The sequence below is a fragment of the Streptomyces sp. NBC_00038 genome (assembly GCF_026343635.1).
GTDB lineage: Bacteria > Actinomycetota > Actinomycetes > Streptomycetales > Streptomycetaceae > Streptomyces.
This window is the reverse complement of the sequence record NZ_JAPELQ010000001.1, coordinates 1,105,681-1,131,774: the sequence shown is the minus strand read 5'-3', so window position 1 is coordinate 1,131,774 and position 26,094 is coordinate 1,105,681. Positions and strand designations below refer to the sequence as shown.

The 26,094-nt window shown below is 65.2% G+C and carries 23 protein-coding genes and 1 pseudogene; 15 read left to right on the top strand and 9 right to left on the bottom strand.

The features are described from left to right. Nucleotides 1-92 precede the first annotated feature (92 nt). Nucleotides 93-1,415 (top strand): aspartate--tRNA(Asn) ligase, encoded by a 1,323-nt coding sequence (gene aspS, locus OG219_RS05245; RefSeq protein ID WP_266823334.1) that lies wholly within the window; start codon nucleotides 93-95, stop codon nucleotides 1,413-1,415. 54 nt (nucleotides 1,416-1,469) lie between these two features. Here the strand turns inward: aspS and OG219_RS05240 are convergent, their stop codons facing one another. Together OG219_RS05240 and OG219_RS05235 are read right to left on the bottom strand one after the other, a co-directional pair. Further along, complete coding sequence (locus OG219_RS05240; RefSeq protein WP_266823332.1) at nucleotides 1,470-2,171, bottom strand: 2'-5' RNA ligase family protein; 702 nt, start codon at nucleotides 2,169-2,171, stop codon at nucleotides 1,470-1,472. 245 nt (nucleotides 2,172-2,416) lie between these two features. Further along, nucleotides 2,417-2,662 carry a helix-turn-helix transcriptional regulator gene (locus OG219_RS05235; protein ID WP_266823330.1) on the bottom strand — a complete coding sequence of 82 codons (246 nt, stop codon included), beginning with the start codon at nucleotides 2,660-2,662 and terminating at the stop codon, nucleotides 2,417-2,419. 411 nt (nucleotides 2,663-3,073) lie between these two features. On the opposite strand from OG219_RS05235, the gene OG219_RS05230 reads away from it, so the two are divergent. Beyond that, nucleotides 3,074-4,114: an AAA family ATPase gene (locus OG219_RS05230; RefSeq protein ID WP_266823328.1), complete on the top strand. Its 1,041-nt coding sequence runs from the start codon at nucleotides 3,074-3,076 to the stop codon at nucleotides 4,112-4,114. After that, nucleotides 4,111-4,662, top strand: coding sequence for a guanylate kinase (locus OG219_RS05225; protein WP_266823326.1), 552 nt, complete (start codon nucleotides 4,111-4,113; stop codon nucleotides 4,660-4,662). Before OG219_RS05230 ends, OG219_RS05225 begins: the two co-directional genes overlap by 4 nt. Before the next feature lie 15 nt (nucleotides 4,663-4,677). On the opposite strand, the gene OG219_RS05220 is transcribed toward OG219_RS05225, so the two are convergent. The 3 genes and pseudogenes from OG219_RS05220 to OG219_RS05210 form a co-directional block, all read right to left on the bottom strand. Beyond that, on the bottom strand, nucleotides 4,678-5,556 hold the full coding sequence (locus tag OG219_RS05220) for a DUF1932 domain-containing protein (protein WP_266823324.1): 879 nt from the start codon (nucleotides 5,554-5,556) through the stop codon (nucleotides 4,678-4,680). Beyond that, nucleotides 5,556-6,209, bottom strand: coding sequence for an HAD family hydrolase (locus OG219_RS05215; protein ID WP_266823322.1), 654 nt, complete (start codon nucleotides 6,207-6,209; stop codon nucleotides 5,556-5,558). The genes OG219_RS05220 and OG219_RS05215 overlap by 1 nt, the downstream gene beginning before the upstream one ends. A gap of 909 nt (nucleotides 6,210-7,118) precedes the next feature. After that, nucleotides 7,119-7,952: pseudogene (locus OG219_RS05210) on the bottom strand (class I SAM-dependent methyltransferase); the annotation flags it as partial. A 121-nt stretch (nucleotides 7,953-8,073) separates the two neighbouring features. On the opposite strand from OG219_RS05210, the gene OG219_RS05205 reads away from it, so the two are divergent. From OG219_RS05205 to OG219_RS05165, 9 genes are all read left to right on the top strand, one after another. Then, entirely contained in the window at nucleotides 8,074-9,450 is a 1,377-nt protein-coding gene (locus OG219_RS05205) for an IS1380 family transposase (RefSeq protein ID WP_266823119.1), read from the top strand. A gap of 473 nt (nucleotides 9,451-9,923) precedes the next feature. Further along, nucleotides 9,924-10,433, top strand: a complete 510-nt coding sequence (locus OG219_RS05200) for a hypothetical protein (protein ID WP_266823320.1) — start codon at nucleotides 9,924-9,926, stop codon at nucleotides 10,431-10,433. Nucleotides 10,434-10,626: 193 nt separating this feature from the next. Further along, a complete protein-coding gene (locus OG219_RS05195) occupies nucleotides 10,627-11,481 on the top strand; it encodes a hypothetical protein (RefSeq protein ID WP_266823318.1) in 855 nt (284 codons plus the stop codon). A 40-nt stretch (nucleotides 11,482-11,521) separates the two neighbouring features. Beyond that, a complete protein-coding gene (locus OG219_RS05190) occupies nucleotides 11,522-12,379 on the top strand; it encodes a hypothetical protein (protein ID WP_266823316.1) in 858 nt (285 codons plus the stop codon). Further along, complete coding sequence (locus OG219_RS05185; RefSeq protein WP_266823314.1) at nucleotides 12,376-15,477, top strand: pyridoxal-dependent decarboxylase; 3,102 nt, start codon at nucleotides 12,376-12,378, stop codon at nucleotides 15,475-15,477. The genes OG219_RS05190 and OG219_RS05185 overlap by 4 nt, the downstream gene beginning before the upstream one ends. Further along, entirely contained in the window at nucleotides 15,474-15,998 is a 525-nt protein-coding gene (locus tag OG219_RS05180; protein WP_266823311.1) for a nucleotidyltransferase family protein, read from the top strand. Before OG219_RS05185 ends, OG219_RS05180 begins: the two co-directional genes overlap by 4 nt. Before the next feature lie 23 nt (nucleotides 15,999-16,021). Beyond that, a complete protein-coding gene (locus OG219_RS05175) occupies nucleotides 16,022-16,888 on the top strand; it encodes a histidinol-phosphatase HisJ family protein (protein ID WP_266823309.1) in 867 nt (288 codons plus the stop codon). A 59-nt stretch (nucleotides 16,889-16,947) separates the two neighbouring features. Further along, complete coding sequence (locus OG219_RS05170; protein ID WP_266823307.1) at nucleotides 16,948-17,670, top strand: sulfotransferase; 723 nt, start codon at nucleotides 16,948-16,950, stop codon at nucleotides 17,668-17,670. Next, on the top strand, nucleotides 17,667-18,293 hold the full coding sequence (locus OG219_RS05165) for a hypothetical protein (protein ID WP_266823305.1): 627 nt from the start codon (nucleotides 17,667-17,669) through the stop codon (nucleotides 18,291-18,293). Before OG219_RS05170 ends, OG219_RS05165 begins: the two co-directional genes overlap by 4 nt. A gap of 15 nt (nucleotides 18,294-18,308) precedes the next feature. Here the strand turns inward: OG219_RS05165 and argS are convergent, their stop codons facing one another. Next, the gene (gene argS, locus OG219_RS05160) at nucleotides 18,309-20,036 is read right to left on the bottom strand and encodes an arginine--tRNA ligase (protein ID WP_266823303.1); all 1,728 of its coding nucleotides are present in this window, start codon (nucleotides 20,034-20,036) and stop codon (nucleotides 18,309-18,311) included. A gap of 365 nt (nucleotides 20,037-20,401) precedes the next feature. On the opposite strand from argS, the gene OG219_RS05155 reads away from it, so the two are divergent. Genes OG219_RS05155 through OG219_RS05145 form a run of 3 tightly spaced genes read left to right on the top strand, consistent with a single transcriptional unit; the run spans nucleotide 20,402 to nucleotide 23,012 of the window. Beyond that, on the top strand, nucleotides 20,402-22,072 hold the full coding sequence (locus tag OG219_RS05155) for a hypothetical protein (protein ID WP_266823301.1): 1,671 nt from the start codon (nucleotides 20,402-20,404) through the stop codon (nucleotides 22,070-22,072). After that, the gene (locus OG219_RS05150; RefSeq protein WP_266823299.1) at nucleotides 22,069-22,290 is read left to right on the top strand and encodes a hypothetical protein; all 222 of its coding nucleotides are present in this window, start codon (nucleotides 22,069-22,071) and stop codon (nucleotides 22,288-22,290) included. The genes OG219_RS05155 and OG219_RS05150 overlap by 4 nt, the downstream gene beginning before the upstream one ends. Continuing rightward, entirely contained in the window at nucleotides 22,287-23,012 is a 726-nt protein-coding gene (locus tag OG219_RS05145) for a phytanoyl-CoA dioxygenase family protein (RefSeq protein ID WP_266823297.1), read from the top strand. Before OG219_RS05150 ends, OG219_RS05145 begins: the two co-directional genes overlap by 4 nt. On the opposite strand, the gene OG219_RS05140 is transcribed toward OG219_RS05145, so the two are convergent. The 3 genes from OG219_RS05140 to OG219_RS05125 all read right to left on the bottom strand — a co-directional run bounded on the left by OG219_RS05140 (nucleotide 23,009) and on the right by OG219_RS05125 (nucleotide 25,570). After that, the gene (locus OG219_RS05140) at nucleotides 23,009-23,863 is read right to left on the bottom strand and encodes a GNAT family N-acetyltransferase (RefSeq protein ID WP_266823295.1); all 855 of its coding nucleotides are present in this window, start codon (nucleotides 23,861-23,863) and stop codon (nucleotides 23,009-23,011) included. The two genes, OG219_RS05145 and OG219_RS05140, sit on opposite strands and share 4 nt — an antisense overlap. A 300-nt stretch (nucleotides 23,864-24,163) precedes the next feature. Then, entirely contained in the window at nucleotides 24,164-25,063 is a 900-nt protein-coding gene (locus OG219_RS05130) for an aminoglycoside phosphotransferase family protein (RefSeq protein WP_266823293.1), read from the bottom strand. 63 nt (nucleotides 25,064-25,126) lie between these two features. Then, nucleotides 25,127-25,570, bottom strand: coding sequence for a serine O-acetyltransferase (locus tag OG219_RS05125; RefSeq protein WP_266823291.1), 444 nt, complete (start codon nucleotides 25,568-25,570; stop codon nucleotides 25,127-25,129). Nucleotides 25,571-26,094 lie beyond the last annotated feature (524 nt).

The following is a 26,094-nucleotide window of genomic DNA, read 5'->3' as shown; positions in this document are numbered from 1 at the left end:
TCGAGTGGCGGTGAAGGCGCGGTGGCACCGCGAGCTGCCCCTTCTCGCCCGCGCCCCCCAAGGGATCATGACGAGGCCCTGGGAGGGCTGCGATGATCCACGCGACTGGCCGTGTACTGGTGTCTGACCTGCGTGAGCATGTGGGTCGGACCGTGTCCGTATCGGGCTGGGTGAACACACTCCGCCTGCTGAGCAAGGTGCAGTTCGTTGTCGTGCGCGACCACACCGGCATGGTGCAGGTCACCCACCAGCGCGGCGGCGACAGCGACGCTGTAGAGGCCGCACTCCAGGGGCTCACCCCGGAGTCCGCGGTGCGGGTCACCGGCCGGGTGGCCGACAACCCGATCGTGAAGCTCCACGGTCTGGAGATCATCCCGGAGACGGTCGAGGCCCTGAGCAGGGCCGAGACGCCTTTGCCGATCGACGAGCACACCGGCCTGGAGCACCGCCTCGACTGGCGGTTCCTGGACGTACGGCGGCGCCCGGCCGCTCAGTTGCTGTTCGCCGTGCAGACCACGCTCGAGCAGGGGATGCGCGAGTACGCCTACGGGCAGGGCTGCACGGAGATGCACACACCGAAGCTGATGGGCACCGCCTCGGAATCCGGGGCCGAGGTGTTCGAACTCGGCTACTTCGGCCGCTCCGCATACCTGGCGCAGTCGCCGCAGTTCTTCAAGCAGATGGCGATCGCGGCCGGGATCGACAAGGTCTTCGAGATCGGGCCGGTTTTCCGAGCGGAGCCGTCGTTCACCTCCCGGCACGCCACCGAGTTCACCGGCGTGGATGTGGAGCTTGCATGGATCGACGGGGTCGAGGACGTGATGGCGTTCGAGGAGCGGATGCTCGCGCACGCCATCGCCAGGGTCGTGGACGCGCACGGTGAGGCGATCCTGGAGTTGCTTGGCGTAGAGGTCACGGCGCCGACGGTGCCGTTCCCGCGGATCACGATGGCCGAGGCCCAGCAGATCCTGCGGGCGCAGGGCTGGGATCCGCAGGGTGTGAAGGAGGACCTGGACCCGGAGGGCGAGCGCCGTATCGCCGCGCACATCAGGGAGCAGACTGGGCACGAGTGGGTGTTCGTCACCCACTATCCGACGAGCATCCGGCCCTTCTACCACATGCGCCCGCCCGATAGCCCGGGCGTGACGCTCAGCTTCGACCTGCTGTGGAAGGGGTTGGAGGTCACGACCGGTGCGCAGCGGGAGCACCGCTACGACGTGCTCGTGAAGCAGGCCGAGGAGAAGGGCCTGCGACCCGAGCCGATGCAGGACTACCTCAACTGCTTCCGCTACGGGTGCCCGCCCCACGGCGGTCTGGGCATGGGGCTGGGCCGGGTGCTGATGGTGCTGCTCGGCTTCGACTCGATCCGGGAGGCCACGTTCCTGTTCCGTGGTCCGAACCGCCTTACTCCGTAGGGCCGGGTAGGCAGCGGGCCGCCATCGCCGTGCCGCGATCGGAGGAGGTTCGGTTCACCGTAATGGGAGTGTGTGGACAACCTGCCAGCGGTACGCCCTGTGTTCGCGGCGGAGCTCCACGATTTGCGCTTGGTGGACATTCAGTTCCACCGCGTCGAGGCTGCGGAAGGGCAGTATGGCGGTGCGTACTTCGCGTGCGGGCATCGTCTGGTTGCAGTAGGCGAGGCCCACGTGTGGCCGCAGGCTGGTGGTCGGCTTGTCCATGGGCAGCCTTGACTCGATGCCGGCGGCTGCGAGCGCGGCGTGGAGGCGCAGCACGGGGTGCCACGGGGCGATGCTGTAGCGGATCGCCCCGCGGGAGGCAGTGAGGGGAATCGCCTGAAGGGTGAACCGCTCGATGTCGCGCTTGAACGCGTTAGCGACCAGGCGCTCCAACTGCTGTGAGCTGATCTCCTTGGCGAGGCCGATGCGGCTGAGGGTGAGGTGAAAGCCGTCTTCGTCGATCTCGTCGAAGCCGAGGTGCCGGAGTTCCCGTTGGCAGTGGCGCGCTTGGCCGATCAGAGGGATTGCGTCGGGGAAGGTCAGCATCCAGTAGTAGGCGCGGGTGGTGCTGGTCCAGCCGGGCCGGTCCCAGTGGTTGACCATCTCGTCGACGGCAAAGAAAGCGTCCCAGTCGTGTGCCGAGATGATGCCGGGGTCATTGGGATCGGATGGGGGCGCGGGTGGGAAGGCGCGCGGGTCGATCGCGAGCATCATCCGGCTTCCCCGTCTCGTGCGCGGTCGTGCGGACCATCGTGGCAGATGTCGTGATGAAGCCCTGCCCTTCGGCTACGGGGGGAGGCCGAAGGACAGGGCAGCTCTTCATCAGGCCGACCGCGACATTATCGACGCTGCTTCGTCTCGTAAAGGTCGCAAGGTGCCAGACATCCACGCCGCTCTCGCAAGCGCTGCGGTAACCCTCCCTGAGCCGCAACGGAAATGGGTTATCTGCGGGTTCCTTTCTACAACGGCGGATGTCCCAATGGCCCCGAGGGTTCGCTATGCGGTGGGGTCGGGTGCGCTGAGGTCCGCAGCATGGGGCCAGTGAGCTCGATCGGCACGTCAAGGCCATCGAGCATCATGATGATCTTGTCGATGTTGGCGAGCCGTCGTACGCCTGATTCCAGCATCGACAGGAACGGCTGACCGAGCCCGGTCAATGTGGCCAGGTCTTCTTGTCGTAGTCCTCCGAGGCGGCGGACCAACACACAGAAGGTCCCAAAATCCCGTATGGCGAGTGCGTGTTGAACCTCAGTGTCGGCCCAGACGTGTTGCAGCGTCGACGGCTCTTGTGTCCGGCGGATGCACGCGGAGCAGGACGTCTCATCGTTGTAGCGGCTGAGGTGGCATCCACACCCTTTACACCGGCGCACTTGTCGAGGGCGAGGTGCGTCGAAGGTAGGTACGGCCAATGCGGACACATCTCCTCCGTTGAGTGGGCGCTCTTGGGCTGCCGGTCGCTGGGACCGGTGAGGTATGGCGTGTACAGGACCATGACATCGGCGATCGGGTAGCTGAGCTATCACGGACCGCTACCGAAGCTGTTCATCGTGCCCGAGGAGACTTTTCAACATCCGCTTACACATGGGTTCATGAGGGGGAGACTTAGGGTCCGGATCATGACGAAGGACGGGCAGGCGGTATCGGACATGGCGAAGCGCCGCGTTGGGTGGCGTCCGGACAGACTCCGCGCCATGCGGGAGGCACATGGGCTGACCCTTGAGGGGGCTGGGGAGCGTCTGCGGGACGTCGCGCGCAGTGCTGGCATCACGGAGCCGGCAGCGAACTTCCAGACTCTTTGGCAGCACGAGCAAGGCGAGGTCTACCCCGGTCCTCACTACCGTCGCGCGTACTGCTTGCTCTACAGGGCGACGGAGCCTGAGCTTGGTTTTCGGAACGCGCTGCCGGACGAGGCGACGCTGTTGAAGCTCACTCCCTCAAGTGACCTTCACAATGGCGCTCACGTGTTGGCTGTGGAACGCGCCCTCGCGCAGATCGCGCCGGGAACCGACGACTCCGATGGGCAGGAAGTACAGCAGCGGATCATCGACGCTTGGAAGCGGCGTCATACGGGTGGCGACCCGAACCGGCCGACGTTGCTGATGGTGGGTGGTTTTGCGGGGAGTGGGAAGTCGGAGTTTTCTCGCTTTATCTCCCGGCTCACAGGCTGGCCCGTGCTCGACAAGGATCCGATCACGCGGCCCTTGGTGGAGCGGCTCTTGGTGGAGTTGGGCAGTGAGCCGAACGACCGGCACTCCGCGGTCTACCGTGACCACGTGCGGTCACTGGAGTACCAGTGCCTCCTGGAGACGGCGTACGCGAATGTCGACTGTTCCATCAGCACAGTGTTGAGCGCGCCCTTCGTGTCGGAGGTCACGGATGTGCGCTGGATGCGGCGATTGGTCAACCGGTGCGAGGCGCGGGGCGTGAACGTCGCCGTCGTCTGGATCCAGTGCGACCTTGAGACGATGCACGAGTACATCAGCTTCCGATCCGCGGCCCGCGACAGCTGGAAATTGCAGCACTGGGACGAGTACGCAGCGACCATTGATCCTGAGCTTCGGCCCGCCGTACCGCACTTGGTGGTGGACAACCGGCTTGGCTCGGCTATTTCCCTCACCGACCAGGTGCGTCAGGTCTTCGGGACGGTCTTCTCATGAACCAGGGCGTCTTGTTGTACGGCCCGCCGGCGTCAGGCAAGGACACTGTTACTGCGGCCCTCAGCGATCTCAACGCTCTCTATACGGCCTTCACTCGCTTGAAGGTGGGCACGGGGAAGACACAGGGCTATCGAATGGGCACGCCCCAGGAGTTGGCTGATCTCGAGGGGCGCGGCGACGTCCTCTACTCCAATGCCCGGTACGGCAATGTCTACGTCGTCGACCGTCCTGGCCTGGCGCTGGCGATGGAAGACGGCCGCATTCCGATCCTGCATCTGGGCCAGGTGACGGGCATCGAGGCTGTCGCCAACGGCTATCCAGCTGCCTGGTCTCGGGTCCTGTTGTGGTGTTCTCGGGAGGTCACCGCTGCGCGGTCGAAGGAGCGGGGAGACTGCGATTCGGATGCACGGCTCGCTGCCTGGGATGCAACCGAGCGGGATCTCACCGAGAACAGCCATGCGACGTGGGACTTGCGGGTCGATACCGAGGCCAACTCGCCTGCAGCCACTGCTCTACAGATTGATCGCCTCATTCGCACTCCGGGATGACGAGGAGAAGGCCTGTTACGGGGCTGGCTCCTGTCCGAAGGTGGTCTCCGCTGTGCCGCTGTCGTCATGCAGCAGCGCGAGGGCTTCACTGATGGTGAGTGTGGTGTCCCGAGCCTCGTCCCAGGAGTGGAGTACCTCGGCGGCTGCGCGCATCAGCTGTCCGGGGAGGCCAGTTTCGTCGAGTAGGTCGGCGGCGTCCTCAAGTTCTGGAGCCCACCGCCAGGCTCGGGAGGCCGTCTTGGAGATGTACCCGGTCTCTGTCAGATAGCTGCCTGTTCGCTTGCTGGCGATGTGTAGAAGTTCGTCCGAGACACCGTTCTCGTCCGCGAGCCCGTAAGCCACTGCTGCCAGGACACGGGACGCCTTCTGGTAACTGGAGTAGGCGAGCTTCAACGCGGACGCCTTCCCGATGTCGTCGCCGAGCTGGTGGGTCTGCACATCGGTGCCGGCGAAGAGGTCCTCAAGCCGGCCGACCTCTTCCCGCGGCCCTGCGAGGTAGAGGGTTGGGGATTTGCCGCCTACGGGAGGGGAACCGACGACGGCTCCATCGACGACAACGGCGTCGGGGAGGCACTCCGCGACGTTCCGGACGCGCTGCGGAGTGATCGCATTCGCCTCAACGTAGGTGCCGCAGAAACCGTGGGAGGCCGCCTGGGCAGCAACATCTTCTGCGGCCGCGGGCGGACACAGTGACAGCAGTACATCAACGCTATCGACGAGGTCAGCGAGGGTGGCGACCGGCTTCATGCTGGCCCGGCTGGCGCGCTGCCGGGAGCTCTCGCTTCGTCCCGTCGGGCACCACAGCACCGTCGTGCCCCTTGAGCGAAGTTGCGCAGCGAAGGCTGCCCCCATGCTGCCGGGGTGCATAAGCCCGACTGTTACCTCAGTCGCCATCACCGTGCCGTCCTCGTTTGAGCGGTGCTCAGCAGCAGATTGATGGCGCTGAGGGCATCGGGTACAACATGGTCGGGCGGACTCAAGTGATCAGGCCAGGGCCGGCCTTGGCTGACCCAGATGGTTTTTAGGCCCGCGGACTGGCCCCCGCGTATGTCGTTCTCGGGGTTGTCGCCGACCATCCAGCTCTCTTCCCAAGGGGTGCCGCCGCAGCGGGCGACGGCGACGTGAAATGCGTCCGCTTCTGGCTTGCGTGCGCCGATTTCTTCTGAGATCACGACGGCGTCGACCGACCTGGTGAGTCCTGCGGCAGCGATCTTGGCGCGCTGGATGTCGGCGGCTCCGTTGGTGAGGATGCCCAGTCGCCACCGCGCGGCGCGCATCTTCGCCAGGCCCTCGATGACGTCCGGGCGGCGGGGCACTCTGGCGGCGATAGCTGTGACGTAACCGTCCCAGAGTTGCGTGGCCGGCGCTTCGAGAACGAGCTCGTGGCGCAGCCGCTCGAAGGTGGCCGGATAGGCCCTCTCCTGGAGTGCGCCAACGAGGTGTTCTTCGGCTCCACTGTCCAGGCCGTGGGTCCGGCAGAAGTCTGCCGCCCATTCTGCGAGCGCCCGCTGGCGATCACAGAGAGTGTTGTCGAGATCGAAGAGCACCAGCCTTTGCATAGGGCGAGACCCTAGCTGGATCCGGTGCCCAGCACGGCACCCCCGCCGGGGTGCGTCACCGCACCTGGGTGGGCATGGGCGGCTTCAACGATCACAGAAGAGGACTAATGGATCCGCTGATGCCCGGATCGCAGAGGTGCCGTCGACGGCGAGCGCGGGGATCAGCGGCGCAGTCACCGCAGGGGCGAGGAACCTGCTTTGGCACCCAAAGCGAGGATGCGGTTTCCCTGGGTTCTGCTACAGCAACGCTGCCCGGTACGGGCAGTCCCACCGGGGCGAGAGCCTGGTGTACGCCGAGGGGTTCGGGCTCAGCCACGCTGGACTCGACTTTCATCTCCCTCACGCCTGGTGCGTCCGGCCTGACGGGACGGCCCTGGACCCCACCTGAAATGACGCGCCGGGCCGGCCGTACGTCGGCATCCCGGTTGCTGATCCCGAACTGTCGCCTGTCGGAGGGGGCTGATTGCTCGCGGACTTCGCACGGACTCTTCCGCTGCTGCGCGACGGTTTTCCTGAGGTGGCCCTGGCCGACCTCGGTCGCTCGCTATGAACCTGAGCGGCAAGCTCCAAGGGCTGTCTCTCGGGCGGGGTCAGAGTCGGGTCGCGGCGCTCGGCGAGTCAACTTTGGCTCCCTCGTCGCCTGGCTGATTCCCTCGGGTGTCGAACGCCCCGTAGTCCTCCAAGCTGACATTCACGGGCATCCTCATGGGGAGCGCGGAGCAGCTCCGCCATGACCAGGCGGACGACGCACTGCGCGGGTCGCCCGGTAACCCGCTGGAACTGGGGCGGACGGTCAAGGATGAGCGCAGCTCATCGCGGTAGCGGCGTCCTTGACGGTCCGTCGTGGACCCGACACTTCAGGAATGGGCGGCTCGACTTGCTCCCTCCCTGTTGTCTCTACCGTCGGGCGAGCAGGGCGTACAGCAGCGGGACCCGCGGCTCGTCGTCGGGCAGCTGCCACCAGCCTTCGCGGGTACGGGTCATACGTTCCCAGCGGCGCCAGGGGAGCTGCGGTGTCTCCCGCAGTCTCTCGATCTGCAGGCCGGCGGCAACGACGGCGTTGACCACGTCATCGAGCCCATGCATCCACTCGAAGAAGTCCGTGGCGCCCTGGAGGGCCGGACCATCGGTGTACGTGTGGGTGGACTCCCGTTGGATGGCGCCGCCGGCCAGGTAGTCGTGGCCGATCGCAAGACCGTTGGCGTGGTGATCGTGGCCCACGAGGTCGGGGCCGTCACCGGTGTGGGGCCGGGGGCGCAGGGCGTTGAGGAGCGGGTGGAACTCGGCGATGTACAGCCGGCCTCCCGGGCGCAGGAGTCTGGCGATCGTCTTGGCCCAGGGAATCAGGTCGGGGAGGTAGTACAGGGCTCCCTTCCCTGTGTAGATCACGTCGAACTGGCGCCCGTCGAGGACTTCGGCTGCGTCATACACATTGGCCTGGACGTACTCGACTGGGATGTTGGCGCGCTGCGCGAGTTCTCTGGCTGAGGAGACGGCTTGCCCAGAGAGGTCAAGGCCTACCGCCTGGGCGCCGCGTTGGGCGAAGGCGATGGTTTCGGTACCGAGATGGCACTGAAGGTGGAGAACGTCGCGCCCTTCCAGTTCACCGAGGTCTTCCCACTCGAAGGGGGCAAACCAGCGGGAAGGGTCGGGAGTCTGGCCGTCCTCAAGGCCGTAGTACCTGCTGGCGATGTGGACGGAGGTGCGCGCGTCCCAGTTGAGCTCATTAGCCTCGCGCTTTCATGAGGTGGCCTGTCCGCAGGCTGATCAGAAACACAGAAAGTGCTCTTGACCTGCAACGATAGGACTTGCTGAGGGTCCTGTTGGCTGCGAGGGAAAGAGCACTTTCCGGGTGAGAGAGCCTATCGCGTCGTACCCGCGTGTCCGTGTCCAGGGAGACGGCCGCCAGGTGGTCTCGCAGGCTGGCTCGGTCCTGCTGGTGGAGACGGTCCGTAGAACCGGCCTCGACCAGGCGATATCCGCGGCGCTGGCACCGTGGCGCAAATCCCGGACCGTCCATGATCCGGGGAAGATCCTCCTGGACGTCGCACTGGCGGTCGCGTTGGGCGGGGACTGCCTGGCCGATGTCGGCATGCTGCGGGCCGAGCCCGCCGTGTTCGGGCCGGTCGCCTCCGACCCGACGGTCTCCCGCCTGGTCGACACCCTCGCAGCCTCCGGAGAGAAAGCTCTGCGGGCGATCCGTGCCGCGCGGGCCGAAGCACGCCAGCGGGCCTGGCAGTTGGCCGACGGGAAAGCGCCCGATGCGGGCAGGGCGGTGACCGTCGATCTCGACGGGGTGCTGGTGATCGCGCACTCGGACAAGGAGGACGCCGCACCGACGTGGAAGAGAACCTACGGTCACCACCCGCTGATGGGGTTCGTCGACCACGGACCGGGCGGCACCGGTGAGCCGGTGGCGGCCCTGCTCAGGCCGGGGAACGCGGGCTCGAACACGGCCACCGACCACATCACCGCCACCCAACTGGCCCTGGCTCAACTGCCGAAGAAGTACCGGCGCGGACGTCAGACTCTGATACGCACCGACTCCGCGGGCGGCACCCACGACTTCGTCGCCTGGCTCGCCCAGCGAGGACGGTGGCTGTCCTACTCGGTCGGCATGGTGATCACGGACACGATCCACCAGCACGTGCTGAAGGTTCCGGCGTCGGCCTGGACGCCCGCCGTCGAGGCCGACGGCGAGATCCGCGACGGCGCCTGGGTCGCCGAACTCACCGGCGATGTCCTGGACGGCTGGCCCAAGGGCATGCGGCTGATCGTTCGGAAGGAACGGCCGCACCCTGGAGCTCAGTTGCGGCTCACGGACGCGGACGGCATGCGGCTGACCTGTTTCGCCACCAACACCTCCGGCCGGCCGATCGCCGAACTCGAGCTCCGTCACCGGCTGCGGGCCCGGGCCGAGGACCGCATCCGGGCTGCCCGGGCCACCGGCCTGCGGAATCTCCCTTTGCACCGCACCGCCCAGAACCGGATCTGGCTGGAGATCGTACAGATCGCACTGGACCTGCTGGCCTGGATGCCGATGCTCGCCCTGACCGGCAAGGCCAGGCTCTGGGAGCCCCGCCGACTGCGGCTCCGTCTTTTCACCACGGCCGGACAACTCGTGACCACCGGCCGTCGGCGGATCCTCCGCCTGGCCCGGCACTGGCCCTGGACCAGCCACATCACCACAGCTCTCGAACGGCTCGCACTCCTGCCGAACCCCGGCTGACCAACGGATTCCCGTCCCTACAACAGCAGCTCAACACTCGGAGCAGTGGAACCCGGCGCCACCCCGAGGCGACACTCGGGCCCTGGGCCTGCACAGCCTCCGCCCACGGCACGAAAACGGTTCACCGACTCCGTCGGCGGACCGTCACGAAACTTCGAGGTTAGCTCGCATCATGTCCCGGCTGGTGAGGTCGAGCCCTTCGGATGCCTCATTCATGCCGTCATCCAATCACTGGCCTTCGGGAGTACATATCACCTCGGTGATATCACTCAGGCAATGGTCCCGCTTCTGCGAACTAGGCATCCTTGCAAGCTCGTTCGGCTCGCGTTCGGAGTCGGATGTTGAATGCATCTTCTCCCCGCGAGCAACACCTTGGCGAGCGGGGGGCGTGGCTATTCGCCGCACTGGAACACACCTCGCTGCGTGTCCGTATTTCCGACACTTGCTGGACGGCCCATGAGGAGGGGCACAACGTGACCACGTTGACGCACCGATGGCTCCCGAGTCGCATGCCGGACGACACCGATGTGCGACAGGTTTACGGCTACTGCTTTGACGCCGCCGGCCGGGTTTTGCTGGGAGTGGAGCACGGTGAGAGCGCCGGGCATCATATGCCCGGTAGTGAAACGGAAGCAGACGGATACGGCTGCCTCGCAACGTTGATCCGAGAGTGTCGAAGTAAATATCGGGTCACCATCGCAAAACCTATTTACCTGGGATATCGGCAGGTTCGAGACGAAGACGCCAAACTGGCCTACGCCGAGCTGTTTTTGGCGGCGCGCATCACTACGTTCCATCGCCTTAGTCCCGCGCCTGGCGGCTGTCACTCATTCCGAAGGCTGCTGACACCGGTCAACTGTGTTCCCGATCGACTCGGCTGGGGAGCGGAGGGATTGCTGCAGACTTCTGCCGCCGCCGCTGTCGCAACGAGCGTGTTCGGCCTCGACCTGTCGGTTCTGCACGACGAGATCTATCGGAACTGAGCAAGCTCGGTGAAATGAGCAGCAGAAGGGGAGAATTGTGGCATCCGTACCGCGCAAGCCGATCGTTGAGAGTCCAGGCAACGGGCGAGGCGACGTACCAGAGCGCGGCGTCTTGGTACTTGCCTATGGACACAGGAGATACCACCGCCAAGCATATTCACTGGCCCTGTCGTTGCAGCGCCACTCTCCCGGCATGCATCGCACCTTGGTCACCGATGATGTCCGATGCGTGGCAGCAAAGGCATACGACTCAGTGATCAAGATCGAGACTGGGCAGTCCGATGACTGCCGTCTCAAGCTCAGTCTCGATATGTATGCCCCGTACCCTCACACCCTCTACTTGGACGCCGATGCTCTTGCAGTCCGCCCCATCGAGCCAGTATTTGACCTATTCGACAGCTCCGACGTAGGAGTAGTTGGGCGTGACATCGCAGCCGACCAAGAAGAACTCTGGTACGGGGACGTCGCTTCAATGTGTCGCGCAGCAGGAACAGGCTGGCTACCGAAGTGCAACAGCGGCCTGATCCTCCTCCGCGCCACCGACGTAACTCGCCACGTGTTCGCCCGCGCCCGCGAATTGGCCAACCAGTACAGCCAATTGGGGCTGCATACCTTCCGTGGAGGCATCGCCGACGAGCCCCTACTGGCGATGGCACTCGCAGAGCAAGACATCCACGCCCAAGACCTCACTGCTCTCGCGTCCGCGACACCCATTGGCATCAATGGCCCACTACGAGTCAACGCGCTTACCGGAGCGTGCACATTCGCCAAGCAGGGGATTGAAGTCGAGCCCGCTCTGATCCACTTCGCAGCTGACTACAGCTCGGACTACCGGCTTGCCGGCGCCCACTACAGGCGTGAACGCCTCGCGCTTCATCTGTCTCAGCGCCTCGGAGCGCCTGTCAGGACAGCCCGGATCACCGCAGGGCTGCGCTACGGCATTCAGTGCGCAGCGTTCAACACCTGGATCCGCATAGCTGGCCGCGCCCCTCGCGACCCCTCCGGCTTCTTCGGCACAGCGAAGCAGCCCTTTGAGGTGTCCCAGTGATCAGCGACAGGAAGCAACCTTCGTTCAAAGAGGAGAACTTGTGACGCAGGTGCCACAGCCCGGTGAGACTTCGCCGATCCACGAGTCGACGGCCGGGGATCCCGCTTTCCGGATCGCGTTCCTCTTCCACACCAATCTCGACCTGCTCAGCCAGACCCTGCCGCGTTGCTTGGAAGCCCTGACGGTAGGGACTCAGGAGTCCTTCGAGGTGGTGCTGCACTGTGACGGGACTCCCCCGCAGACCGTCGCCCAGCTTGCCCCGCAGCTGGCCCAGTGGGGGGTCGACGAGGTGCGAGTACGCCGCCGAGACCGGTTCGTCGCTTCTGGGGACGGATCGAACAACGGGCACCGCAGACTGTTCGACCTGCGCTCCCCATACCTGATCGTCATCGAAGACGACGTGGTCATGTACCGCACCGACCCGTCGTTCGACGCCTTGGCCGCCTGCCGGCGCCTCTTCGAGAAGCACCCGCGGGTTCCCGCGTTGAGCAAGGTGAGCGACTACCACCAGTGGTCCTGGAAGCTCGAAGACGCAGGTGACGAGCTGGAACCTGGCGTGCGTTCCGTCAACCGGCTGTCCACGCACTTCATCGCGTACGACCTGCGACGGTTCATCCCTGTTGCCGATCGCTTTGGTGGCTTCGACCTCGACGTGTTCATCGACCGCGACGACCTCAGCTACAACTGGGAGGATCTCGTCTCCCACGTCGCCACCACTGCGGAACGCCGCATCGCCTTCCCCGAAGGCTGGCCGCTTGAAGTGTTCCACTGCGACCGCAAGGTCGCCCCGGGGTCGATGTACCACACCCAAGATCCCCGGCTGAAGGCTCAAGTCCTCGCCGAGCTGGAGCAACGGTTCCGACCGGGTCTCGACAGGCTCGTTGAGGTGACGGCATGACGACCGCGCCGACACGCATCAACTCCTCACCCGCGTACGCCGAGCGCCTGGAAGCGTGGCGTACGCGCCTCGTGGAGAGCAGGCATCTCTCGAATCGCTTCCGCGACCGGTACTCGATCGTCCTGGCGCAGATGGAAGCTCTCGCCTCGACGGAAAGCGTCGCAGCAGCACGGGAGGCAGCAGCCGACGACCCTCATCGAGCCGCTGAGTTACTGGCTGGCATTACCGTGCTCCCATCGGCAAGCCGAGCCAGCGCGCCTCTGCTCTTCGACGGGGACGCGGACATCGTGAAACTGCTGCGAGACCTGCTCGCCGAATGGCCCCACCTGGATGACTTCATGGCGGCCCAGCAGCCCTTGGCTCAGACCGCCGTCCCGATCCACCCCTCCCGTAGGGCACGCATCCTCCGAGTCGATGAACGAGCTTCGTGTGACTTGGTGGCTCTGGTCTGGTCGGCCGGATCCGTAGAGGAGCGGCAGAGGAACGCTGCTCTGATCGCCGGCATCCTCCCTGAGCGGAGTGGTGCGGGTGAGCTGAGGCTCGCCGTCCAGAGCGAGTACGCGCTGGTCCGGACGGAAGCTTCGGCGGACCCTTGGGTCTTCTCGCCGAACCTCGGTGAGACGTTGGAGGATGTGCTGCGATCGAGGAGGCTCGATTCGCGCAGCCGACGCCGGATCCTTACCGCCCTGCGGCGGCTTCGCGCAGCGATGCTGGAGGCTGGCCTGATCTGGCAGGGCTTCGCTCCGCGGAACATGTTTCTGCGCGATGGGGAGATCGTCCTCATCGACTTCGAGGAGGTCGTCGACAGCAGCGCCTCGCCGGCGCGCGCTGCTGAGTGCCTGCTGTGGCACAGGATCTTTTTTGCCGACAGCCTGACCGCCGCGGAGTCCGCCGAGCTGTTCGCCGTGGACAGCGATGGTGCGCCCACCATCCCTGACGATCATCCGCTGCCCGCGGACTCGTTTGAACGGGCGCTGCTCGCGGTCGATACGGTGACGTGGCGGCAACGCCGAGAGCTCCTCGGCCAGTCCCTCCGTCTTGAGGGCCAGCACCGACGCCCTGAGCGGAGGCGTGACGGTGGGGTTCTGTACGGGCATGAGCTGGGGCACTTTTGGGGCGACTTTCTGCCAGTTGCTCATGAGGTCCGGCTCTTCAGCCATCTGTCGCCGATAGAAGATCCAGACACGCTGGTCGCATGCCTGGAGGCATTTGAGGCCGCGATGGAGGCCGACATCTGCCGTGCCATTCGGGCCAGTTACACAGGCACGGGCGATGGCAGTGCAATGCGCACGGAGGGCCTCATCGACGCCCTGGATGCTGCTGGCGTCACCGCTCTTGCTGAGGCACGTCAGAACACACGGTCCTGGTATGAGCAGTTGGCGGCAGACCCTGCTCGTCTCATGGACGAACTTCTCTTTCAGCTCGGCACCAATGTCGGCGGCGTGACCCAGCCGCTCCTGGACACCTACCTCGTCGGCAGTAGCGACGCCCGGAAAGGGCACGAGGAGGATCTGGTCGAGACTGTTCGAGTTGGCCTGGACTTCCTGCACGGCGCCGAGCCGGATCAGCCCTTCCTTCGCTACGCAGAACCGACCGCACTAAGGCAGTCCATCGCCCAGCCCTTGCCGCGGGAAGGGCTCGGCTTCGACCACGTCCTTGCCGAGGTCAACGATGTCGTTGCCCGCTACTCCATCGGGCAGGGGCACTCCAGGTATTTGGCGTTCCCCGACTCGGGCAACGCCTTGGCTGCCCTGGCCGGCAACCTTCTCAGTCCGCTCCTCAACCAGAACCTCATAGCCGTCGACCGCAGTGCGCCGTCGGCGACCTTCGTTGAGGCCCAGGTCATCGAATGGCTGCGGGAGCTGGTCGGGTATCCGACTGCTCCGCTCACTGAACTACGCGGAGTCAAAGACGTCTCCGGTCTCTGGACGACCGGAGGGCATCTGTCCAACCACATCGCGATGCTCGCTGCGCTGGGACACACCTTCCCCGACGCACGCAAGCATGGTCTGCGGGGGCTCGACACCCAGCCAGCGGTCGTCATGGCCGGGCCGATCGCTCACTACTCGCACAGCGACGCCGCGTTCCACCTGGGCCTGGGCTGGGACGCGATTCTCTCCACCGGCGCCAAGCAGGGCTACACGACCGACCCGGAGGCTGTTGACCGGCTTCTCTCGGATCCGCCTTCCGGCCGTACGCCGTTCATGGTGGTCGGAGTGGCCGGGAACTGCCGGACAACAGGGCTAGACGATCTTGAGGCGCTCGGCGAGGTCTGCCGCAAGCATGGTGTGTGGTTCCACGTCGACGCCTGTCACGGAGGAAGCCTGATCTTCAACGATCGGCTGCGGCAGCAGCATCTCCGTGGAATCGAGCAGGCCGATTCTGTTTCGCTCGACCCCCACAAGGGCCTCTTCACTCCATACCCCTCGTCGTATGTCCTGTTCCGAGAGCGTGAAGTCCTCACCCAGTTCAGTCGTCACACGACGACTGTCATGGCGGACGACTGCTGGGACCTTGGGCTGATCACCCCGTTTCTCGGATCGCGGGGCTTCCAAAGCCTGCCGACCTGGATGCTGTTGCGTCACGTCGGCACTCGTGTCTTGGGCGCGATGGTGGAGGCCCGGCAGGCCCTGGTGCGCTACCTGGAAAGACGACTCGACGAGACCGGGCTGTTCGTCCGCCTCAACGACGTTGACTTCTACCGGTTGGCGTTCGTGTTCTGCCCGCCAGGCGTTCGTAGCGCGCTCACCGGCCTGGATGCGGCTGGTAGGCAGCGAGCGGCGAAGGTTGTGAGCGCGTACACGTCGCGGGTGAACACAGGCCTGTATCAGGCTGGTGAGGTGTGCTTCGACGAGCACTCGCTCGCCGACCTGGCTGACCGAGTGGGTGCTGGTGCTGGAACCGGCTACACGATCATGGCCGCATGCCCGGGCAACCCGCTCCTCACCCGGGCTGATCTGGATGTCGCGGTGGAACGGCTCGTCGCCGAGGCACAACCGTTGGTCGAGCAGATGCTGGCGGAGATCCGTGGAGAAGCCGTACATCAGCAGCACGCTCCTCGACTGAGCGGGCCTGCCGGATGGAACGACGGCGAGTGAGCGGCGACGTCGTATCCGCGATTGATCAGTTCCTCACCGATCAGTCCTGCGACGCAGTTGCCGCATTCGTCTACGGCTCAGTCGCGACTGGCCAAGCGGGGCCGACGAGCGATGTGGACACCTTCGTGCTGTTCACACAGCCGTTGTCCGCGGTTGCGGTGCAGCGGCTCCGGTCGGGCTTCGCCGAGCTCCAGGAACGTCTCGGATACACCCCTGACGTCGTCTATCCGGTTGAGCTGTTCACCGTGCAGCAGGCCCATGGGGCGCTGGCCGGGAACGAGGTCAGCCGCGCCATTCATCAGGCCTGCTCTCAAGGGGAGGTCAGCTCCGACCTGGCCGAGTCGGATGCCGTGGAAGTCCTTCGTGCCCTGCTCGGTGCACGGCTGACGGTGCGCGCCTCCGCGCAGCTCGATGAGCTGACCGTACGTGCCAGCCAGGTTCTGACCCGTCACCTGCGCGCCGCTTCTACACCGCCCGAGCGGGAGGTTCTCCGCGCGCTCGGCATACGAGGGAACAACTGACCGCACAGAGGAAGGAAGATCCGTTGGCTACGGAAGATTTCGCATGGAAGGCCTCGCCTGGCCAAGTTCTCCCGGCGGACAACCATGTCCACACAGAGTGGTCGTGGGACGCTTCGACGGGGGTGATGGAGAAGGCGTGCGAGGAGGCGATACGGCTCGGGCTGCCAGCCATCTCCTTCACCGACCACGCGGACTTCACCGCGTGGGCGTTCCCTGGTGAGGCGGAGGATTCGTCCGTCGTCCGGGTCATCGACACCCACGCTCACACTGGTCTGTTCGACTTGGACGGCTACTGGGAGTGCCTGGAACGCTGCCGCGACCGCTATCCGGATCTCAAGATCCTTGCCGGCATGGAACTCGGTGAGCCGCATCTGTTCGAGAAGGAAATCAGCTCGCTTCTCGAGCGGCGGCACTTCGACCGGCTCCTCGGATCTCTGCACTCGCTGGCCGTCGACGGGCAACTGCACTACGCGCCGTTCCTGTTCACGGCTGAGAACGCTGATGAGCTCATGCGGACCTACCTGACCGAGACCCTCCGCATGGTGGAGGCCAACAGCGTCTTCCAGGTCCTCGCGCACATCGACTACCCGATGCGAGCTTGGCCCAAGGGGGCGAAGCCCTACGACGCGAACGACTACCAGGAGGAATACCGGGCCGTCCTGCGGGCGCTGGCCCGCTCCGACCGGGCACTGGAGATGAACACCCAAGGGCCGTGGCCGGCTCCTGAAGTGGTGCGCTGGTGGTACGAGGAGGGCGGCTCGGCGGTGTCCTTCGGAAGCGACTCCCACGAGCCCGAGACGGTGGGCCGGAACTTCGCCGCGACCGCAGCGATGGTGGAGGCTCACGGCTTCAAGCCGGGCAAGGACCCCATCGACTTCTGGCGCCGATGACCATCCCCGCCAAGAGGAGGAGATCAATCATGCCCGCGGAGCCCGTCTCAGATCGACTGGTGCCATCGCCTGTGTTCATCCTGAGCTCGATACGCTCCGGATCAACGCTGCTGCGGTGCATCCTCGACACTCACAGCAAGATCCGCGCCCCCCATGAGCTGCACCTGGCGGACCTCGAAGTCCAACTCATCAGCCCATACGTCGAGTTGGCCATGCAGACCTCCGGGCTCGCCACTGCCGAGATCGAGCACCTGCTGTGGGACCGGATGCTCCACCGCGAGCTGGTCCTGAGCGGCAAAGACATCGTGGTCGACAAGACGCCCGGCAACCTGCTGCTGTGGCGACGGCTCACCGAGTGCTGGCCACAGGCCCGGTACATCTACCTGACCCGCCACCCCCTGCACATCCTCGAGTCGGCGATAGCCGGAAGACCCGACCAAGACCCCGCCCAGACCGAAAACTTGGTGACGACGTATCTGCGGGAACTTCAGGAGGCTCGCAGTCAACTCGGCGGTCTCACCGTGAGCTATGAGGACCTCACCAGCAACGCGGAAGAGGTGGCCCGCAAGATCTGTGTCCACCTGAATGTGGCGTGGGAGCCCGAGATGCTCACGTACGGCTCCGTAGATCACGGCCCGTTCGTGCAAGGTATCGGCGATTTCACCGAGAAGATCAAGAGTGGCGTCGTCATGCCCGGCCGCGACATGCCAGCCGACGCCGATGTGCCCGAGAGTTTGATCGCGGCCTGTCGAGCCTTCGGGTACATGGAGACAGCTCGATGAGAGCCTCGGCCACCGTCGCTCCCGAATCCGATGACGGCGCAGCCCTCCTCAGCCGGCAGGAGTCTCGTCAGGAGAAGGCCCGCACGGTGCTGGACACGCTGAAGCCGTTGCAGCGTTGGGAACGATGCGGTGAGCCGAGGCTTTGCGGGGCCATGTCCTACGACCTATTGGTCGCCCCGGACATCGACATCGAGATCTTCGGGGACCTGCGGGTAGACGCCGGATTCTCACTCGTGTCCGATTGGGCGCGAGATCCGGCGGTAGACCGAGTGTTGTTCATCAACGCAGTGGGGGAACCCGACGCCGGTCTCGGTTGGGAACTGCACTACAGACTCGACGGCGTGCGTTGGGCCGTACAGATGTGGCTTCTTCCGACTGACTACGAGGGGCCGCGCTCGGCTGATCTCGTTGCACCGATGCGCGCGGCGCTGTGCTCGACCACGCGGAGCCGGATCTTGCACATCAAGGAGGCTCTGGTGGCGCGCAAGGCCGAGTACCGGTCGATAGATGTCTATCGCGCTGTCCTCGACCACGGCGTGAAAGGCGTTGAGGAGTACAACCAGTGGTGTCGGTCGTACTCCTCAACAGGGCTCCTCAACTGGAGCCCCGCTCCGCTCCGGTAGCGGGGCTCCAACTGGTCACATCTGGTCGGGTGCCTCGATCCCGAGGAGGCCCAGGCCCAGTTCGAGTGTCCGCGCTGTGATGTCGCACAGGACCAGGCGGCTCTGCTTGATGTCGCCCTCGGATCGCAGGACGGGGCACTTCTCGTAGAAGCTCGTAAACGCGCTGGCCAGGCTGTACAGGTAGTTGGCGAGCTTGTGGAACTCCAGACTTTCGGAAACGTCGGAGATGAGGGCTCCGAATTCGAGCAGTTCCAACGACAGGGCCCGCTCGGCAGGCTCGGCGATGACCAGTGTGTCGACGTTTGTCAGCGGCTGCTCTACTCCGGCACGCCGGAAGATGGAGCAGATCCGGGCCCTCGCGTACTGAAGGTATGGAGCGGTGTTGCCGTCGAACGACAGCATGCGGTCGTAGTCGAAGACATAGTCCTTCAGGCGGTCCGTCGAGAGGTCTGCGTACTTGACCGCTCCGATACCGACGGCCCTAGCGACGGCTGCACGGGTGTCCTCGTCGAGCTCAGGGTTCTTCTCGGCGATGACTGCGGACGCACGGACGACTGACTCTTCGAGCAGGTCGACCAGCTTCACGGAGACGCCGGCACGGGTGCGCAGCATCTTGCCGTCGTCGCCGAGGATTGATCCGTGGCCGACGTGCTCGGCTCGGGCGGGCGGGACCAGCCACTGGGCGTCCCGAGCCACGTCGTAGATCATTTCGAGATGCTGTCGCTGAGGCAGGCCGACGACGTACAGCAGCCGGGTCGCCTTCAGGTTCCGCAGGCGGTGCCGGATGGTAGCCAGGTCGGTGGCGCCGTACCCGAATCCGCCGTCGCCCTTCTGGACGATGATGGGCAGCGGGTCACCGTTGCGGTTCGTGTAGCCCTCAGGGAACACACACTGAGCGCCTTCGCTCTCCCGGAGCAGGCCGAGTTCAGCGAGCTCGTCCACGACCGACTGGAGTTGGTCGTTGTAGTAGCTCTCGCCGAAGAAATCGTCTTCGGTGAGCTTTACGCCCAACATGCCGTAGACGGTCATGAAGTACTTCTTGGACTCGTCGACCAGGGTCCGCCAGAGTCGCAGCGTCGTCGCGTCGCCGCTCTGGAGAAGGACGACCCTCTTGCGAGCGCGGTTCTTGAACGTCTCGTCCGCGTCGAACTTGACGCGCGCAGCCTTGTAGAAGCCGTTGAGGTCACCGACCGACAGTTCGTGAGCGGCCTCGGACTCGCCGATGTCGAGGAGGTGCTCAACGAGCATGCCGAAGGGAGTACCCCATTCGCCGATGTGGTTCTGGCGGATGATGGTGTGGCCCTGCCACTCCAGCAGGCGTACGGCCGCGTCCCCGATGATCGTCGAGCGAAGGTGCCCGACGTGCATCTCCTTCGCAGCGTTCGGTGCGGAGTAGTCGATCGCGATCGTTTCCGGCGCTTTCGCCTGCGGGACAGAGAGCCGCTCATCACCGACAGTGTCGGCGAGGAGCCGCCCGAGCACCTCGTCAGCGAGCGTCAGGTTGATGAAGCCGGGGCCGGAGATCTCCACCGATGAGCAGAGGTCATCGAGCTGAGCGGCCTCGACAACCTGGCTGGCGATGTCGCGGGGCTTGCCGCCAATCTTGCGCACCAGGGCGAGTGCGGCGTCGGACTGGAAGTGCGCGTGCTGGGATCGTCGGATGACCGGGTCGACGGGGGCGCCGGCTACGGCTTCGAACGCGGGGGCCAACCGCTGATGCAGCAATTCTTCCAGATTCGCCATTCGAAAAATCTAGCTGAGCCAAAAGATGAGTGTCCAATCACGGGATTGGCGCCACGGCGGGCCTAGGCGGTACCCGGCGCAGGCTCGGCCGTCCGGGGCCAACGCCGCAGCAACACGCAGCGTGATTACCTCGCTACAAGATTTAAGAAACGGTCGAACCCCCACACACAGGATGACGGCCACGTGATACTCACCGACATGCCGGACCCTGTGCGCGCCTCCCACCATGAGATCGGTTTGACCAGCGGACCCTTCAGCAAGATGGGGCACCCGAGGTCTCCAATCAGAGCTGCGGCGGCGGCCGGCGCAACGCGGTGCCAAGTACCAATCCCGCTGCCACAGCCGCTGACCATGGGAGGACTCCGATGAAGACCGCCGTGCTGCTCGTCAAGAACGGCATCGGGTTCGGTCACCTGAGACGCGCCGTGCTCATCGCCGAGGCCATCCGGAACGAAGGTCGACTCCGGCCCGTGATCATCAGCCAGGCCAGCTCTCTGAGCCTGTTCCGCGACACCCCCGTCGAGGTCATCAACTTTCCGCTGTTGCACAGGGTGTCGTCGGCCGTCGCAGAGGACAGCTACACCGCGATCCTTGACAGGCTCCTCGAACGACTTGATCCGGCGGTAATCATCGAGGACACCTACCCGGACCCTCGCTACCTTTCCCTCAAGTCGCTAGCTCAGCGCCCTCGGCTACTGGTTATGCGTCGCCTCGATGGGACGTCGTTCGACCAGCTCCGCACGCAGGGTCGGTTTGCGGCGTACGACAAGATCCTCATCGCGCAGAGCCGCGAGGCCTTTTCACGTGAAGGGCACAGTGGCGACTCGATGGCTGCCGTGCAGTTCGGCACCAGGTTCTCCTTCATCGGGAACCTCAGCTATTCGCCTTCTCCTGCCGAGATCTCGCAGACGCGCGCCGCCTACGCGCCCAACGACGAGCCGCTGGTGGTCGTCAACGGCGGGGCTGGTGGAGATCAGATGCCTGACGGTTACGGCGACCGTCTCTTCGGTGCCTGCGCGCAAGTGGCCGCACGGCTCCACGCGGACGGTGATCGAGCGCGGTTCGTATTCGTCACCGGCCCGTACTATGCCGGCAAGCCGTTGCAAGAGACAGGAAACGTCACGGTCCGCCGGTACGAGCCTCGGCTGGCGGGACTTCTCTCTGCGGCTCATGTCGCGATCATCAAGCCCGGTAACAATGCCTTGTCCGAGGCGTTGCTGGGGCAGGCCCATCTCGTCCTCGTACCAGACGTCTCCTTCATGGAGGGTCTCGACGAGCATGCGGCTCGAATAGCTGAGCAGTACGGCGGTGCCACAGCGACGACTGATCCGGACGCCCTGGAGAAACTCGTCCGCCGAGCTCTCGCGCGCCCTCTTCGCGAAGTGCGGCTCGAACCGAACCACAAGGGTCTTGCTGATGCAGTCGATGCCATTCACGAGCTGGCCCAGCGGCCCCTGCCCCACGTCCCACGGCGCCGCCTCATGCTCGTCCTACACCCCGGCTCTGGTCAGCAGGCCGACGCCTTGCGCCGTGCGGTACCGGAATCCCTGGAGAGTGCGCTGATCCTCAATGAGACCGCGCCGGAGGGAGCACCCGCCGTCGCACAGTTCGATGGACCGTGTGCCGGCCTGGAGGAAGTACAGGCGTTGTTGGTGAGCGCCGAGCCACCCAACGCCACGCCACAGGAGATCGCGGACCGCGGCATCCGATTGCTCATCGCGCCCAATGCTGTGTCTCCAGCGGTGGAACGGTGGAGGCAACTGGCCCCGTCCATACCGACGGTGGCCGTCCAGCACGGCTACACCGTCACGGCCGCCGAAGGGCGGGCCGAGTTCTGTCTCCGAAGACTTGCTCAAGTACTGGCTGCTGAGGAACCGGCGTGTGTGATCTTGGACCTGTCGAGGTTGAGTAGCGAGAGAGCCGTCGAGCAGTACCTAGCCGAGATCGGCGATTGGCTGCGTCTCCAGCCTGTTGAACTCATCGGCCCCGAAGCAGCCACCGCTCTCCTCGCCCGACGTCTATTGGAGTCATCGTGACACCAGGGGTGGATTTTGCGACCGATGCTGTAGAGCCCGAACTCCGGAGCGTCTGCACATTCGATGTTCGCCATGCCGACAGCGACGTGGAAGGTCTGGTTGACCAAATCATGGGTCTTCTCGACACCGGCGTGACGCTGGTGGATCTCTCGCACCACGATCACCGAGGCACAGTCATCGAACTTCGAGCGCAGCCGAAGGGCGGTACCGCTCAATGACGCTCTCAGAGTCCACGGCCAACCTGATCGCCGACGTACAAAAGCAAGGGTTCGCGATCTGGCCCGGGTTCCTTCAGGGCGAACGATGCGACGAGATACGTAGGCTCGCCGAGCACCTGGCGGGCGGCGAACATGCCAACCGCTACCCCAAGTCCACACGGGTGTGGGATCTGTACCGGCATGGGGAAGAGTTTGTTGACCTTCTCGCCGACCCAGACCTCACCGCGGTGTTGAACGGACTGCTGGGGGAGAACCACCTCGTATCCGACTACAGTCTCAACGTCGTTCAGCCCGGCCAGCCAGTCGATGGCTGGCACATCGACTACCCCTACAACGAGATGCCGGCCCCTGTGACTGGAGCCGTCCTGGGGTTGCAATGCGTGCTGGCTCTGGATTCCTTCCGCTCCTCAAACGGAGCCACTCAGCTGGTTCCCGAGTCACACGCGAGGACGGACCGTCCCGACCCCGACGCCGTCATCGAGCACGCGGTGTTCGACGGTGAGCCCGGAGCATTGTTGATCATGGCGGCAGCAACCTGGCACCGCTCAGGCTTCAACGCATCCGCAGCGCCGCGGTCAGCTGTCCTGATGAGCTTTGTGGAGAAGTGGGTGCGGCCGATGTCCGACCCCCCGGAGCCGGGGCCGTGGGGACGCACAGACGCCTTGCGGATCCTCCTGGGCATGCAGCGGCCACCGGAGACGATCAATGGCGTAGCAATCTAGAAGTCGTACACCGCGAAGTCCGTCACCGGGCGGTAGCCGATCCGCTGGTACAGGCCGTTGCTGGTGGGGTTGGCCAGGTCGGCGAAGAGCAGCACCTCCGCCGCGCCCGCCGCCAGCGCCGCCCGGCTGGCCTCGACCGTCGCAGCGCCCGCGTAGCCGCGGCCGCGCAGGTGGGCCGGGGTGTAGACGGGGGCCACCCTGATCTGGCCAGCGACCATCGGGGTCACACCCGCCATGGAGACAGGAGTGCCGTCCGGGGTCTCCCAGAACGTGATGCGTCCGTGGTCGATGCGCGTGTCGGCCCAGGAGCCGGCGTCCACGGAGGGGGCTGCTCCGAGGGCCTCGGCGAACTCTCCGTGCCAGCACATGAGTTGATCGCGGTCCTGCTCACCCGCGACCCTGCCCCGGCCCTCCGGACGCGGTTCCGGCGGGGTGAGCGTGCCGAGGCGGTACAGCCGCTGGCGCTCGTGGATCGTCGGCGTCGCGCCGGTGTGCCGTTGCCAGGCCTCGGCGAAGGCGGCGGCGGTGTCGCTGTCGGCGCTGACGCCAGGGATGGGGAGGCCGAGGGCGGCCAGATGAGCGGCGAGGGTGTCGGACTCGTCGGGGGTGAGAGTGGTGAGGTTCAGACGGCGGGGCGGGGTGCGGAAGTAGGCCGCGCGGACCTCGCCCGCCTTTTCCAGAACGCCGAAGACGGGTGCTTCGGCGCCGTATCCGTGCGCTCCGCGCGTCCGCAGTCCCTCGGTCACCATCAGGGGGATGGTGTGCAGGGCAGGGCGCGAGTGCAGGAAGTCTCCTGCGCGGGCTAGGAAGCTGTCTACGTCATCGGTGAGGTGCCAGTCGTCCGGGCGCATGCCTCATGATCCCGCGCGTTCACGGACTGCGCCCGTGGTTTTCCGACGGGGCGAGGCGACGGGGCGCGGTCAGGCGCCGCCTCCCCCAGCGGCCCCGCCGCCCACTCCGGCTCCGGGTCCGTCGCCAGGCGGCCGCGCAGGTGCACGTTCCCGGAACGCGCTGGCCCGGTTCGACCATCGCGCCCCGCAGGGTCCCCTCGTACCAGAAACCGCACCGTTCGGCGATGTGGCAGCAAGAGTTGCGGCCGAGGGCGTGGTCCAGTTCGAGGCGGTGGAGGCGAGCGCATCCGCACCGGGAGTTCAGGTCAGGGCTTCGGCGATCTGGTCAGTGATGTTCACGAGCCAGGCAGGGTCTCCGTTCTGGCGACCCCATTGCGCGGACATCACTGCACGCGCCTGGGCCCAACGAGAGACGCGCTCTCGGTCGAGTTCGGCGGCATCGGCGAAGATGTGGAGACGACGAAACAGCGCCGTCTTGAGGTCGCTGGCGGTGAGCAGATCATCGAAGTGGCCGCGGAGTAGTTTGATGGCGTCGTAAGCCGGATCGCCGACGTATCCCTTGGGGTCGATCGCCAGCCAGGGCTCGCGCTCGGCCCGCAGCACGTTGGCGTAGTGCAGGTCGCCGTGGACGAGCGTGTCCGGCTGGTGTGGGCCAAGTTCCTTCACGGTTGAAAGCGCGGCGTCGACTACCCGCTGCGGCAGCGGATAGGCCAACTCCTCTGCTCCCTCGCGGATTTCATCCAGCCACCACTGCTCGGCGTGATCACGCAGCCGTGGTAGGCGTGGAGGAGCTGGCACAGCCAGTCGACGGACGAGGCGGCCTGCGATGGCCACCGCCTCGTCAACGTCGTCGAGATCAGCAAGGCTGGTCTGTTCTGCCTGCTCCAGCACCATGGCGAAGTTCGAGTCATCACGCTCTTGCAGCAGCACGGCTCCGTGTCCACCCCACCGGGCAAGAGCGTGGGGCTCATGAACAAGGCCCGGGTGCGGATGCGAGATCTTCAAGACCCCGGGGTTGCCAAGGTGCAGCACGGGGACTACGAGTCCGACCTGTCCGTGCATTGCTGTAGCAGTCGGTGTGCAGCTCCAACGCTCGAGTAGCTCATCCACCAGGACGGGCAGGGACGCAAGCCAAGCCCTGCTGCTTTCGCCCTCCCGATCGATGGTGCTGCTGGCGAAGTCATCCGGTATCTCGATCATCCAGCACCCTTGGAGGCCTGATCCGCTCCGCTTTGTCCGTCGTCCTCAAGTGGAACGGACAAGCTAGGTCGTCTTTTCTCGCACGACCTGGGCGGGTACGCCGACCACTGTGGCCCCGGCCGGAACATCATGGGTTACGACAGCTCCGGCTCCGATGTTCGCCCCTTGCCCAATGTGGAGGCTCTTCTCGAACGGGGTGATCACCACGGCGTTTGCCCCGATCATGACATCGTCCCCGACGATGATGCGGTGCGGTGATCCTGCAGGGGCACGAACTGACAGCGTGACGTTCTGCCAGATACGTACTCGCCGGCCGATCGTCACGTTGTCGTGGACGACCGTTCCGAGCCCGTGGTGGCCGAGATACACGTCGGGGCTAATGTCTCCGCCAACAGCAAGTGAGTTGTGGTAGAGGAACGAGTTGAGTTGCTTGACGCGCTTGGCGAGCCAGCGGTGCTCTCGCTTGCGTAGTGCGATCGCCCGCATCCACAGCCATTCAGGGCTCACGGTCGGTGCTCCTCCTGCCTACGTTGAAGTCGTCGTACGGGTAGGTTCGTCGGAAACAGTCAGCTTTCCGCTGCTGTTCATCTGGCTCAGGGGTCAGCCCTGATTCTTGGTTGACCGTGACGGCGCAGGGAGTTCTAAGCACAGAGCCCCAGCCGGGTTCGATTGAGCTCGGGCCGTGGGGCACGGATCTCCGTCCTTACTCACCTCGGTAGCCCCACTCTTCCCAGACGATGCGCTCCCACTCTTGCTGGTCGTACTCATGTCGAAGTGCCCTGCGTCGCTGCACTTCTGCTCCTACAGCTATCCCGATCGCCAAGGCAGCAACGATGCTGAAGGCAGTCCATACTCCAAAGAGCGAACTCACCAAAAGCGTCCCTCCGCCGAAGGCGAGTACGCCGACGGCCACGGCAGTCGGGTCGTTCTTCCACCGATTCACCACCCGCGTTCTGGCCGCGACCTGTGGTTGTACACTCCGAGCGACGATCCGCGAACCATGAGACCTGGCATTGATCTCCGCCTCCAAT

Excerpts from the sequence above, each read along its gene's own strand:
- OG219_RS05225 (WP_266823326.1), top strand. The coding sequence starts at position 4,111 with ATGAACCAGGGCGTCTTGTTGTACGGCCCGCCGGCGTCAGGCAAGGAC.
- aspS (WP_266823334.1), top strand. The coding sequence starts at position 93 with ATGATCCACGCGACTGGCCGTGTACTGGTGTCTGACCTGCGTGAGCAT.
- OG219_RS05230 (WP_266823328.1), top strand. The coding sequence starts at position 3,074 with ATGACGAAGGACGGGCAGGCGGTATCGGACATGGCGAAGCGCCGCGTT.
- OG219_RS05145 (WP_266823297.1), top strand. The coding sequence starts at position 22,287 with ATGACGCTCTCAGAGTCCACGGCCAACCTGATCGCCGACGTACAAAAG.
- OG219_RS05130 (WP_266823293.1), bottom strand. The coding sequence starts at position 25,063 with ATGATCGAGATACCGGATGACTTCGCCAGCAGCACCATCGATCGGGAG.
- OG219_RS05185 (WP_266823314.1), top strand. The coding sequence starts at position 12,376 with ATGACGACCGCGCCGACACGCATCAACTCCTCACCCGCGTACGCCGAG.
- OG219_RS05195 (WP_266823318.1), top strand. The coding sequence starts at position 10,627 with ATGCATCGCACCTTGGTCACCGATGATGTCCGATGCGTGGCAGCAAAG.
- argS (WP_266823303.1), bottom strand. The coding sequence starts at position 20,036 with ATGGCGAATCTGGAAGAATTGCTGCATCAGCGGTTGGCCCCCGCGTTC.
- OG219_RS05220 (WP_266823324.1), bottom strand. The coding sequence starts at position 5,556 with ATGGCGACTGAGGTAACAGTCGGGCTTATGCACCCCGGCAGCATGGGG.
- OG219_RS05240 (WP_266823332.1), bottom strand. The coding sequence starts at position 2,171 with ATGATGCTCGCGATCGACCCGCGCGCCTTCCCACCCGCGCCCCCATCC.
- OG219_RS05165 (WP_266823305.1), top strand. The coding sequence starts at position 17,667 with ATGAGAGCCTCGGCCACCGTCGCTCCCGAATCCGATGACGGCGCAGCC.
- OG219_RS05155 (WP_266823301.1), top strand. The coding sequence starts at position 20,402 with ATGAAGACCGCCGTGCTGCTCGTCAAGAACGGCATCGGGTTCGGTCAC.
- OG219_RS05140 (WP_266823295.1), bottom strand. The coding sequence starts at position 23,863 with ATGCGCCCGGACGACTGGCACCTCACCGATGACGTAGACAGCTTCCTA.